Source organism: Desulfosporosinus sp. OT, from assembly GCF_000224515.1.
In the GTDB taxonomy this organism is placed as follows: Bacteria; Bacillota; Desulfitobacteriia; order Desulfitobacteriales; family Desulfitobacteriaceae; genus Desulfosporosinus.
Map to the genome: position 1 here is coordinate 28410 of NZ_AGAF01000111.1, position 12165 is coordinate 40574.

Annotated in this window: 11 protein-coding genes and 1 pseudogene; 4 read left to right on the plus strand and 8 right to left on the minus strand. The window is 41.7% G+C overall.

The features are described 5' to 3' along the window. Positions 1–207 precede the first annotated feature (207 nt). The 3 genes from DOT_RS10010 to DOT_RS10020 form a co-directional block, all read right to left on the minus strand. Positions 208–1434, minus strand: coding sequence for a helix-turn-helix domain-containing protein (locus tag DOT_RS10010; protein WP_009617838.1), 1227 nt, complete (start codon positions 1432–1434; stop codon positions 208–210). A 360-nt stretch (positions 1435–1794) separates the two neighbouring features. Further along, the gene (locus DOT_RS10015) at positions 1795–2388 is read right to left on the minus strand and encodes a 4Fe-4S dicluster domain-containing protein (protein WP_009617841.1); all 594 of its coding nucleotides are present in this window, start codon (positions 2386–2388) and stop codon (positions 1795–1797) included. Then, entirely contained in the window at positions 2389–4575 is a 2187-nt protein-coding gene (locus DOT_RS10020) for a molybdopterin-dependent oxidoreductase (protein WP_242833810.1), read from the minus strand. A 266-nt stretch (positions 4576–4841) separates the two neighbouring features. Here DOT_RS10020 and DOT_RS31250 point away from each other — a divergent pair, with 266 nt between their 5' ends. From DOT_RS31250 to DOT_RS10035, 3 genes are all read left to right on the plus strand, one after another. Further along, positions 4842–5045, plus strand: coding sequence for a hypothetical protein (locus DOT_RS31250; protein ID WP_009617847.1), 204 nt, complete (start codon positions 4842–4844; stop codon positions 5043–5045). 304 nt (positions 5046–5349) lie between these two features. Then, on the plus strand, positions 5350–6627 hold the full coding sequence (locus DOT_RS10030) for an acyl-CoA thioesterase/bile acid-CoA:amino acid N-acyltransferase family protein (RefSeq protein WP_009617848.1): 1278 nt from the start codon (positions 5350–5352) through the stop codon (positions 6625–6627). A gap of 104 nt (positions 6628–6731) precedes the next feature. Then, the gene (locus tag DOT_RS10035) at positions 6732–7283 is read left to right on the plus strand and encodes a MarR family transcriptional regulator (RefSeq protein ID WP_009617849.1); all 552 of its coding nucleotides are present in this window, start codon (positions 6732–6734) and stop codon (positions 7281–7283) included. Positions 7284–7726: 443 nt separating this feature from the next. On the opposite strand, the gene DOT_RS10040 is transcribed toward DOT_RS10035, so the two are convergent. From DOT_RS10040 to DOT_RS10050, 3 genes are all read right to left on the minus strand, one after another. Then, positions 7727–8515, minus strand: a complete 789-nt coding sequence (locus DOT_RS10040) for a carbon monoxide dehydrogenase accessory protein CooC (RefSeq protein WP_009617851.1) — start codon at positions 8513–8515, stop codon at positions 7727–7729. After that, positions 8496–10496 (minus strand): anaerobic carbon-monoxide dehydrogenase catalytic subunit, encoded by a 2001-nt coding sequence (gene cooS / locus DOT_RS10045; RefSeq protein WP_009617852.1) that lies wholly within the window; start codon positions 10494–10496, stop codon positions 8496–8498. Before cooS ends, DOT_RS10040 begins: the two co-directional genes overlap by 20 nt. A 114-nt stretch (positions 10497–10610) precedes the next feature. Beyond that, a complete protein-coding gene (locus DOT_RS10050; protein ID WP_009617854.1) occupies positions 10611–11276 on the minus strand; it encodes a Crp/Fnr family transcriptional regulator in 666 nt (221 codons plus the stop codon). Between the two features lie 128 nt (positions 11277–11404). On the opposite strand from DOT_RS10050, the pseudogene DOT_RS31805 reads away from it, so the two are divergent. Then, positions 11405–11493 (plus strand): annotated as a pseudogene (locus DOT_RS31805) (glutaredoxin family protein); the annotation flags it as partial. 11 nt (positions 11494–11504) lie between these two features. Here the strand turns inward: DOT_RS31805 and DOT_RS32675 are convergent. Next, complete coding sequence (locus tag DOT_RS32675; RefSeq protein WP_009617856.1) at positions 11505–11819, minus strand: nitroreductase family protein; 315 nt, start codon at positions 11817–11819, stop codon at positions 11505–11507. Between the two features lie 105 nt (positions 11820–11924). Next, complete coding sequence (locus DOT_RS32680; protein WP_009617858.1) at positions 11925–12080, minus strand: oxygen-insensitive NAD(P)H nitroreductase / dihydropteridine reductase; 156 nt, start codon at positions 12078–12080, stop codon at positions 11925–11927. Positions 12081–12165: the final 85 nt, after the last annotated feature.

Below are 12165 nucleotides of genomic sequence, written 5' to 3' on the forward strand. Positions count from 1 at the left end.
AATTATAAATATAGCTATCTCCTTTCATTGATTCTCCAAATTCTCTTTAATTAGGTTAATATACTAAAAGAAAACCTACTAACCTACTTAATTCGTTATCTGTTTATCTTGCACCTATGTCGAAAACCACAAAAAAAAGGGCTCTTCCCTATGGAAAACCCCATTAACATTCCAACATGAACGTGGAAAAATAACTTAATTTCACTCTTAGGCACCCATTTTATAAATATGTAACGCAATGTAAAGATTAAGCAAATGATCGATTCGGCGCAAATCGCACCCACAAACCTGTTGGACTATTTTCAAACGGTTTCGTAAGGTATTTTCATGAATGTAAAGCGTTCTGGCACATTTCGAAACCTGACAATGGCAATCAAAATAGGTCTGTAGAGTAGATATAAGGTCAGTTTTCTTCTCATTATCATACAAAAGAAGTGCACCTAGATTCAATTGAAAAAAATCCTGCAATTCTCGAGCAGGTTGAGTAAAAACGAATTTGAGAAATCTCATGTCCTCAAAATAACAAATTGTACCCTTCTTAAATACACTACCCAGTTCCAAAGCGACTTTGGCTTCCTGATAACTTTTGTAAAGATCCGTCACCGTTTCTACCGCGGAACCCACTCCCAACTTAATTTCCGACTTAATTCCGGAACTTTCTAACCGTCTAAAGAACTCACAAAAGAACTTATCAAGAAGTTTTCTAGCAATAGGCTTTTTTAAGCGTTCCAAAGAAAGGATCATAATTATTTGATCGTTGATGAGTGCATAAATAGGAATCTGCCGGTTAAAAAGTCTTGGGCCAAGCTCCCGAGCAATCTTTAGTTTACTTGGGTCCATTTCAACAACAGCGATTACTAAAGGCCCCTGAAACTTCCAACCCCATAAATGTGCTTTCTCATAGATACTGGTCTTTGATTCAAAATTATTGTACAATACGTCACGAATGAACTCATCCTGATACAGTTCATGCTCATTGCTTTTTTCCCTTATACTTTTTAGAGCCAAGGAAAATGCCAGGCTTGCTGACAAAACGGATTCCTTCTTCGAGCCTTCAAGATCCCACGCCTCGACAAATACGATCAAGTAACCAAGAACACTACTGTTCACATAAATCGGCAAGAAATAATACTTCAGTATGCGTTCTTCTTCTTCAAATTGACCATGGTGAAGATCAATTTTCGCAAAATCTCCTAAATCTTGTTTTGGAGGACTCGTTTTAAAATTTACTGCGACAGGAAAAAATTCTCCAACCATAGGTCCTGTGCCGGTTGGATCATGAAAGGCGAGAATTCTGTTTACCCCATTGGTTACGATCACCGGACCACCCATTTCCTGTGCCAGCAGCAGCGTCAAATAGGGGATATCCTTTCCTTGTGCCAAACTCGAAATTAATCCGTAGAAGAACTTATTTTTTTCGTCCTTCGGATTCACTCTCTTCCGCCCTCTCTTGGAACCCTCCAATCTGTTTACCCATCCCACAGCAACATAGCGGACCGAAGGTTGAATAACCCGAAATTCTTGGAAGTCCTGGTAAAGTTCGTTTTTTATCTAAATCCATTCTATTAACATGCTCGGGGGCTATTCTGGGTCTCCGATTTTTCTGTCATTATATGTATTATGATCCTAATACTTTGTAATTTCTTATGGATTCGACATGCATTCACCTAGCACCTGTGTTGAAACTTACAATTAAAAGAGGTTCTCCATGTGGAAAACCTCTTTTAATTCTGTCACGTAAGTGAAGAACACCTAATCTAGAATAATGTTTCTAACATTAGACTTTTCATGCTTCTACTCTCTTCCACCCTCTCTTGGAACCCTCCTACGAAAAATCTGTTTACCCATCACGACAGCAACATAGCGGACCGAAGGTTGAGTAAGCTCAATTCTTGGCAGTCCTGGTAACGTTCGTTTTAAGTCTAAATCCATCCTATTAATATGTTCGGCGTCTATAACTTTCAGGGCCTCAACAGGGCAGGCGGCAACACAATAGGGGCTTTCATGATCCTCTATATTTCCGTAACACATATCACATTTTATCACTTTCCCGTTCAAAGGGTTAATGATCGGAGCCCCGAAAGAACAACTGCGTATGCATGTGCCGCAACCCGTGCATTTGGCTTGGTCAAATACAACGATCCCGTTCCTTAGTTTTCGGTATGCGCCCTCCGAACACAGACGAAAACATTCAGGGTTTGCACAATGGTGACACGAAGTCGAAATATAGTACTTAATAATTTGCGATGGGCTTGAAAGCTCTACAAGTTCAACCTTACGCAAAAAGACCCCTGGTGGTAAACCGTGTTGAACTGCACAGGCTATTTGACAAGTTTTACACCCGAGACAACGATTTGGATTAACCAAAAATACTTTTTGGCTAATCATTTAATTAACCTTAGATAGATTTACATAACTGTGGTGGAACAAAAATCCTTTTACCCCCATGATAACATCACCCAGATCATTTTCTACTAGAGGAACAAGAGTGTTCAAGTCATCTCCTCCAGACTCCACTCCAACGTACGCCACGACCACGTCCAGTGGAACACTGGGAGTAAGATAGGCTTCAAAACCGATCTCACCCAACTGGTTGTAAACCTTTATTTTATCTCCTGTGACGATATTTTTCAATTGGCCGGTTTCTGGATTAATCAAGATAACCAAAGAATTCTCCATGCTCTTTAAACGCGCCGAATTTCCAAATTGTGAATTGAGCAAAAAGCTGCTTCGCGTACTTATAAGCCGAAAAGGATATACTTTCGAAGATCCTGGCACCGCAGAAAGATTTAAACGTGGTGGAGTCACTTGAACTTTACTATACTCAAGAGGGAATTCGTACTTGCCTGACGGGGTTAGAAATAGTTTATCCTTCCAAGGCACTGGTGCTAAATTTACCCGATGATATCGACTGGCAAGCTCAAGGTAATGTTGTATTCCTAACAAGGGATAGAGCTTTTGCATCTCAAGATCTAACCATTCTGCAGCTTCGCGTTCTACCGGAAAAGTGCTAAAACCAGGTGTCATACGATTCAATATCGCCGCCAATTCTCTCATAATCTGGAAATCATATTTACACTCACCGACAGGCTCAATTGCTTTTTCATTTATTGCAGTTCCATAGTGCCAGAATGAAATGACAATGTCCTCGGATTCAAACGGAGTTGTGACCGGCAAAAAATAATCGGCAAATTGAGCAGTCTGAGTCATAAATAAATCAGCAACCACAATCGTCGGAATTTCTCGTAACGCTTGTTTAACCTTAGCTGAATCCGGATCCTGACTCGCGGGATTTCGACCAGCTACCCAGAGCAATTGAATTGCGGGGTCTAGTGTCATGAGCGATGCAAAACGCCCTGTCCCTAGTGTACGATGCTCTAAAAGCTCTTTGCTATTTTGACTATTCGAAGCCTCTGTAGCTCTTAAATTGGTAAATACGCCTGCGAAATCCCACATATCATAACTATAGTAATGGACATTACCCCCGGCAATTCCGATGTTGCCAGTCAGAGCCGGCAGTATATTAATTAGACGGTAATTTTGCCCCCCAGTTGGAGTATGTTGTCCACCAAATCCCAACCAAATGGTAGCGGGTTTATGTTCCCCATAAACCCGGGCTAGTTCACTGATTTCAGACACTGGTATTCCTGTTCTTGAGGCTAGATCCTTTAAATCCAGTCTTTTAAGTAAAGAACAAAATTCTGGCCAACCCTTAGTATATTTCTCTAAGAAAGGACGATCAAGGAGATCCTCTTCGAATAATACTTTTGCAATTCCCAAAGCCAAATCTCCGTCTGTTCCAGGATTAATTTGAAAATATAAATCACTCCTTGCAGCAGTTGCCGTAAAGATCGGGTCAATAACCACGATCATAGCCCCTCTTTCCTGGGCCTCAAAAACGTAACGCATCTGATGCAGGGAAGTGGCTGCGGGATTTCCACCCCATATCATAATCAATTGAGAGTTAAGCATGTCCTCTGGTGCAGGCTTTTTACAAGAGCCATAACTTAACATCAAAGCGTCACTTCCGGCTGATTCACAAGGTGAACCGATCATCTTCGTAATTAACCCTATACTGTTAAAAAAGCCTTCTACACTTCGGTTAAGTATACCCTTAGTGCCCAAAGATTGGTCAAGGCAAACCGGCCATAAATTTCCATGTTCGTGTTTGATGCGTATAATAATCTTTGCTATTTCTGTCAGGGCCTGTTCCCAGGAAATTCTCTGCCAAGAATTTGTTCCTTTTCCGATTTGTTTCATTGGGTATATGATCCGCTCCGGTGAATAGACACGCTCTAATAAAGTATAACCCTTGGCACATAATCTTCCTAAGGTATAGAGGTCATCCGAATCACCTTTGATTTCAGTAAGTATCCCATTTTGTACTTGAGTTTTTAATCTACAACTCGCCGGACAAACGCCAGAACAGACATTATTATATATCATAGGCATTAATAAATCATTCCTTACTTTGTACTTTCCGTCCGGCTTGAAGCGGTTGAGAACAGAGCAGACTTCAGCATTATCACTAAGGTTCCGCCCATGATCGTCACCACACTCATTACTTGGACCCACAGTTTCAAATACTATTCAATCATCTAAAATTCTCCATGCATAAAGTAGTTCCTCTAATGATTAATATGGAAAATCTCTAACTGAAAATTCATCGTGTGCTTTATAGCAAACAGGATTTCCACCGCTTCCTGTGAGCCGAATCGGTCCATAATTAGCTTGCTCTTTGCTGATCACCGAATCAGCTATTTTTAGGCACGGATGTGATATGCAAACCTGAATTAAAATGCCTATTCCAAGCTCAGCTTCTATAAAAAGGAGGAAGAACATTGGATAGTAAAAAAGGCATTATTTTTACCGGAGCAGTTATTGGGATACTGGCAGTTGTCCTGGTTCGTTTTGGTAATCCTGTGAACATGGGCATCTGCATTTCCAAGTCTTATATGGAGGAATTGCCTTTAAAATCACCAATAGAGAATATCGCCTTATCAAAAGTCTCTAAGAGCAAATCTTCCGAAAGGGTAGGATCATGAGTACAGGCTTAACAGAAAATTATAGATATCTTGTTTATATTCAAACTACAGCGTTTCAATTTGTTTCATTAATACCCCCCTTTCATATATTGGTCACATTTAGATAAAAAACATTACACAGTTTAATAAATAAAGGATTACCAGTTTTTTTATGCCATAGGCGTTGATGGGAGACCAGCATTTACAAAGATTTTTAAACAATATATTGACCATTGGCGATTTTCTATGATATATTTTAGACAATATATTGTTTATATTAAGGTTAAGCAAACCACCTAATTAATGAAAAGGAGAACCAATCATAATGAAAATTGAAGTAAACGAAACAACCTCGATGGTCGATGACCAAATTCAAACCGTTATTTCAGGACTAACCCCTTACAGCCGCTTAAATATTCAATTGAAAACTACTCTGCCCTGGTGCCCAAGTGTCGAATTTTCCTTTTATGCCAATTACATTGCCGATTCCACAGGCATCGTCGATTTGAACACCATTGCCCCAATTGAAGGCACTTATGAACATGCGAATCCGATGGGATTGGTTTATTCCCTGCAAGTAACTGAGCCTCTCAACCAAGACTTAGCAGCCAATATTACCATCGATCAACCGATGGTTTTTCACTTCACCTTTGAAACCGATCTGCAAAGGGAAACCTTTCAGATAAAAAGGGTATTCAAAACAGACGATATTATCGTGACCCCTATCTGCAATTCGTTTAACGGCCGACTCTTCCACAACGGTGACCCAACACGCAAGACGATTTTAATGCTCGGCGGATCCGACGGACAAATGGAAGCGCTTAGCCTATTGGCCGCACCCCTTGCTTCCAGAGGATTCAATGTCCTCGTCATCCCTTATTTCGGTGCAGAAGATTTGCCGGAACGACTTGAGATGGTACCTCTTGAATATTTCGAAAAAGTCTTTCATTGGCTTGAAACGAGCAACCTGACACAAATGGGTGACATCTATCTCCATGGAACATCTAAAGGCGGTGAACTGGCACTGTTACTCGCTTCGCGCTATCCCCAAGTTAAAAAGGTAGTTGCCGTTGAACCGCACACCTATTGTTTTCAAGCTCTAAATGGCTTAATGAGCGGAAATCTCGTCTCTTCTTGGTCTTACGGAGGTGCTTCAACACCGTTTATTCCCGTCGAGAACAACCTCTTTTTCGAAGAATTAAATCAACACGTCGAGAACAACTCTCCGTTCGGATTTGCCAGTACCTATAAACGCGCAATTGAGAAAGCAACGAATCGTGAAGAAGCGCGTATTAAAATCGAAAATGCTTCAGCGGACCTTCTTCTGATCTGCGGTAAATCGGATAATATATGGAATAGTTATGACGGTTGTCTGGAACTCCTCAAAGCTGCCAAGTCGCATGACTATATTCAAGCTGTCAAGCTTTTGGCTTATGAGGACATGGGACACCCGTTGCCGATCCCGTATATTCTTCCCATCACCTTGACACTTCGGATGCCGATGCATGGGGGTGTCTTCACTTCCGGTGGCACACTTGAAGGCAACAGCAACGCTCAATATGATTCTTGGAAGCAGACGATCGCCTTCTTTCAGGCATCTTAGAATCACAAAATTAGCACGCCCTATTATCTGTCTATGGAATTGTATTTATGGTATCATAAAAAGAAAGCTAACTAATCAAGCAGGATTCAAGAGGTTAATACCCAATGGATTTTAACAAAGAGTTGAAACTATTACATACGATGGAACAGGTTTTTGCCACCTTGATCGCTACATCAAATAAAGTGCAGATGGCAGGCGATGCCTACTGTGATCCGATGACATCAAGACAATATATGACAATTTTGGCAATTCTCCATTTGCCGGAAGATGAGACCACCTTTGTCAATATTGCCAATAAACTCGGTACCTCAAAACAGAACGTCACCCAGATCATTAACAGCCTACAGAAGAAGGAATTTGTAACCATCCTTCCCAGTCTGAAAGACAAGCGCGCCATCAACGTACGCATGACCCAAGCGGGACTTGATACAATGGTCAAATGCGCAAAAAACGTCACCGTCGATTACATGGCAGATATATTTAGGGGCTTTACCCAACAAGAATTGGATGTATTATGGCAATTGCTGTTGAAACTCTATCGTTTTGACGGTGTCAAAATGGACGGATTCGAAGAGAAGGTCCAGATCCCCAATACCTATACGGAAGAAGAACTTCGTGAAGGGCTTGAAAGATTTGAAAAAAGACGACGCAGTTAATCCTGAATTTGGATTAACCGCGTCGTTTTATTACGCCATATCATTATCCTTCTCGTTGGTCGTAGGGACTACTTCATATATTTTCAATACACTCAAATTACTCATTCCACTGACACTTATTGCGTATAAACGCAAGGCGTGATCCTTAAGAGGTTTTCTGATCTCAGATAGATTCTCTTCATTAAAGCTGTCCTATTGTGCCGGAATAACAGAGAACATTTTTCTAAGATCTGGATGAACTCTTTTTTCCATGTTAATTCCTTCTTTACATAAAGTTCGTCGGGTAAAAACAAAGAAGCCGCAGCCTATCAATATTTCCCAAATGGCTACGACGAAAGTTGGGATTATCACCCGTTAACAAGTAATATGTCGGATAATTAAAAAGCCACCGTCTGTGACGGTGGCTTTGGGGATGCCTAGAGTATTTCTGTATGCTGGTATCGCTACCTAAGCAACGAATCAATTTTATCTTTTATCTTTTCAGCTTCTTGAACAAAACTTTTGCTATGATCAAACAGATTTTTACCATAAAAATCAGCGTCTACAACCACCGAATCATAGGGGAAATGCCCTAAAATCGGCAGAAAATCAATCACCTGTTCGATCTCGGCAAGTTGTCCTGCATGCACTTTGTTTACGACTGCATAGACTTTTTCGACCCCTAAGTCATTGGCAAGTTTTGCCACTGCTTGAGCTGTTTCAATACTGCGTCGCCCCGGTTCCACCACAACAATAAAGGCATCCACACCCCTGGCTGTCCCCCGCCCAAAATGTTCCAGTCCTGCTTCCATATCCAGAATAGCAATTTCGTTTCTTTCCAGGACAATATGATCCAAGAGACTTTTTAAGAGAGTACTTTCCGGGCAGGCACAGCCGGTTCCTCCTTGGGTAATCGACCCCATGCGGAGAAGTTTAATCCCTCGATATTCTGCAACATAGGTATCTGGAATATCATCCACCCGGGGATTGAGACTGAAAATAGCCCCAATCGTTCCCGGTTCAGCTCCGGTACGTTCTTTAAGAAGTTTTCGTTCTTCAGAAATAGGAGTTAGCTGGGCTAACATTTCTGGGGGAAATCCTAGAGCCGTTCCCAAATTGGCATCAGGGTCAGCATCTACAGCCAGAACTCTCTGTCCATCTCGAGCGTACAGATAGCATAATAGTGATGACAACGTCGTTTTACCCACGCCACCTTTACCAGAGATGGCAATTTTAATGCTTTTCTCCCTCATAATACTCACCCTGTCCTTTATTTTGCGGCTCTTTCCTTATTTCCGGACAAACAAGTCCCAAAGCCTGGCGTTTTTGAATAATACGAGAAATCATTGTTTGGGCAGCCTGAATTGGGTCTGCTTCGTAAATTAGTTTTCCCCCGAAAAGCTCATCGGTAGTCACGGAAAACTCGCCTTTATTAGCTGTAAGAGCCTGTTCTACCAGCGGTGAACCGGTAATAGGGGCATTAACCCCGATGTGAACATCCACTCCCTGAGCGATAAAGAAGGTTCCAATCGATAAGGCTTTGGGGCTATGATTTTCAGGACTGGAGCCTGCCACGGGTAATTCTCTCACAGCTACACCCATTCTATTGGCTAAAGCAACCAGCAAATCATCAATCCTGGAATTATCAACACAACTTCCCATGTGAAGAGCAGGAGGTAAGGCCGGTAAACCGTTGGCTTGCCCAATGGCTGTCAGGACATTGGCTAGTTTTTCACCGCAATATTGCAAGCCAGCGGGGGACAATAAGCCATTTTTCCCTAAGGAGTGAGCTGAACATCCGGTAGCAACGATTAATACATTATTCCTCATAAGCTCTTTGGCCACTTCCGTATTAGCCCAGTCTTGTTTTACTTTAGGATTTGTGCAGCCGACAATAGCAACAACACCTAAGATATCACCTTGAGCAATGGCTTCTATCAGGGGGAGTAAGGGATCTTCTCCATTTAGTGCGGCCAAAAGCTCAACAATCTGCTCAACGGAAAAACCTGCGTAGGCTTCCACGGTCCCCTCTGGGATCTGGACTTTAGATTGGTCTCTCTCCGGATAGTGGGCAAGTGCCCGACGGACAATCTCCTCTCCCATTTTATCCGCATCTTCCGGTGTCCAATCCACATGGCTTGCTCCTTCTATCTTAATATTGGGCAATGTGGAAATAAGTTCTGTGTGATAGCATTGCGCCACTTGAGCTAGGCCAGGCATGATACATTGAGCATCGACCACCATGGCCTCTAAGGCACCGGTAATAATTGCTAATTCCTGACTCGCATAGTTTGTCGCTACGGCAACCCCTTGACGCATTAAAAGTTCATTAGCACTGCAACAAATCCCAACAATGTTAATTCCTTTAGCCCCTAGTGCTTTGGCCTCATTATTTAACGTTCGGCTCCACTCCAGGACTTTTTCCGAGACCATTGGAATATGACCGTGAACGGCAATATTTACATAATCCTCTTTAATAACACCCATTCTGTATTGGGTTTTGACAAGCCGTGGCGTACCAAACAAGATATCCTGGAGATCTGTCGAAAGATGCAAGCCATCATATCCTTCAACTAATCCCATTTTCATAATTTCCAGTAAAAGACTTACCGGATCACTCTCACAGCCCATAGCTGTTTTATTGATAGCATTGGCTATTTCCAAGTGAGCGTTGGAGGGCAATATATTCAGCTTTTCCCAGGTTTCAATCGATTTCTCTTGGGCCCGCAGACGTAACCAGTGAGACACTCCAGATTGTTGTTGAAAATCCTGTAAAGCGATTAAAGCAACTTCTTGCGCTAATTTATCTAACTCTACGCCATCAACCATTAATCCTAGTTTCTTGCCAATACTGATAAGTTTTTCCTTTCCCTTTATTTCATAAGGAGCTTTCCCTTCGGCGGTTTCTAAAAGGGTGTGGAGGATCTCCCGGGCATGTTCTACATGGGGAGTCGTGCCTTCCACAATCAGCGACAGTAAATTACGAGCCACAATCTGGTCTGCTGTAGCTCCACAAACTCCGCGTTTCACTCCTTTATTCTCATTAAAGGTCACTCGGCAGGGCCCTTGAAGACAACGTCGGCAGCAAACACCCGTTAAGCCAAATTTACAATGAGGCTCTTGCTCCTTCGCCCTTTGAAAAGCCGTCTCAATATTTTCCTGTTCTGCTTTCACTAATAATTCCTGTACTCCGATATCCATTGAAAGATCAGTAATTAATACTTGTCTTAACATCGTATCCTCTCCTTGTCAAAAAAGTTTCTCTTCTCTGACAATCATCTTAGGCTATTACAAATAAAAAAACCATCAAATATCTGACGGTTTTCATACTTTTTCGACAATATAAATTTATTCTGTTCTTCCTCCCAATTCTTGCAACTTGAGCATATCCAGCAAAAAAACGGTTTTGCGATTACGTCTTATAACCCCATCCCTTTCCCATCGATTCAAGAGCATCGAAGCGGTCTGCCGAGAGCTCCCAACGGCTAGGGCTATATCTTCCACCGATAAACCTAAATTTATAAACGTGCCCTCTTGTCCAACAACTCCCTTTTCCTTGGCTGCATCCAGTAAAAAGCGAGCAAGACGTTTATCGATATCCAGGAAAGCCAGATTTTCAATGATACGCAGTGTATTCCCTAAGCTGTCTCCTAAAGCCTTAACCATACTAATGAGTATGGTAGGATTATTTAGCATAAAAAAGTGAAAAGCGTGAGCATTTATAGCCAAAATCTTGGTAACTTCTCTCGCTTCAGCGAAGGTCTTGGAATGACTGCTATAAATATCACCTTGTTCCAAAAAAGCAATGGTGAATTCTTTTCCATCCGGATAGGCGAGATAAATGCGGACTTGACCTTCCAGCACAATCATGATGAAATTATCTTTGCTATCTGGCTCAAAGATACGTTTATTCTTTTTATAATCTCTTTCCTGGGCATTGCCTTGAAGAATTTCCAATTGTTCATCGCTTAAAGTTCTTAAAAGCGGAATTTTCCTCAGTTCATTTAAATTCATGTAGACAGAACTCCTAGCATGTTTAATTACCTAGGTATCACTTGAATTGATTATAGCACACAGAATATACGCTTCACCAACCTTTAACCCCAGCACTTTCGTAGAGGGCCAGCTTTACCCCCATGTCTCAGATGCGTGTGCCCATAAATAAAGGAACACTCCAGGTGGCTTGCCCGAAGTGTTCCATAAGTTAAATATTACGCCAGAGAATATTTAAGAGTAAAGGTTTTATAACGAATAAATTAAGTCCTCCAGGGCACGTTTAGGCACATGATGAACTCCTTGTTGATCTCTCCAGTATTTTACGTCCCCAGATTCATCCAGTTTCTCTATGACCACCATTTCTTTTGGTTTCCCCAAAGCAATCACAGTCGCGATAACCAAATAATCTGGTAAGCTTAGTTCTTGAGCCAGGCCGACACGATTGATGGCGTTGAATTGACATCCACCCAATCCTTGTTCAGTTGCCCCTAACAAAATGCTCTGTGCAGCAATCCCATGATCCCAAAAGAAACCTTGACTAATCCTTTGGTCATGAAGCATGACTACATAGGCACTGGGTTTTTCCCCTTCTTCTGGTCCGTTCCAGTCTTTAAAGTAACCGGCCCATTTTAAGTATTTAAAAATCCGTTCATTTGTCGCGGGAGTCTAAGATATAAGGAACTTTAAAGACTGAAGGTTCCCGCCCGTCGAAGAAAGTCTCGCCAGATCGATCAATCCTCTTAAGGTTTCCATACTTACCTCTACTTCTTGATAAAATCGACGATAGGTCCGGTTTTTTTCAATTAATTCACGTATCTTCATCCTCTTAATCCTTTCATTCTATAACTACTAATATAGATAACGATTGCAAGATTATCGTCACTATCGCTTCCTATGACCACTACCC

What these genes read in the sequence shown, in the direction of transcription:
- DOT_RS10030 (WP_009617848.1), top strand. Translation starts at nt 5,350, where the DNA reads ATGAAAATTGAAGTAAACGAAACAACCTCGATGGTCGATGACCAAATT.
- DOT_RS32675 (WP_009617856.1), bottom strand. Translation starts at nt 11,819, where the DNA reads ATGCTTCATGACCAAAGGATTAGTCAAGGTTTCTTTTGGGATCATGGG.
- cooS (WP_009617852.1), bottom strand. Translation starts at nt 10,496, where the DNA reads ATGTTAAGACAAGTATTAATTACTGATCTTTCAATGGATATCGGAGTA.
- DOT_RS10015 (WP_009617841.1), bottom strand. Translation starts at nt 2,388, where the DNA reads ATGATTAGCCAAAAAGTATTTTTGGTTAATCCAAATCGTTGTCTCGGG.
- DOT_RS10035 (WP_009617849.1), top strand. Translation starts at nt 6,732, where the DNA reads ATGGATTTTAACAAAGAGTTGAAACTATTACATACGATGGAACAGGTT.
- DOT_RS32680 (WP_009617858.1), bottom strand. Translation starts at nt 12,080, where the DNA reads ATGAAGATACGTGAATTAATTGAAAAAAACCGGACCTATCGTCGATTT.
- DOT_RS10040 (WP_009617851.1), bottom strand. Translation starts at nt 8,515, where the DNA reads ATGAGGGAGAAAAGCATTAAAATTGCCATCTCTGGTAAAGGTGGCGTG.
- DOT_RS10050 (WP_009617854.1), bottom strand. Translation starts at nt 11,276, where the DNA reads ATGAATTTAAATGAACTGAGGAAAATTCCGCTTTTAAGAACTTTAAGC.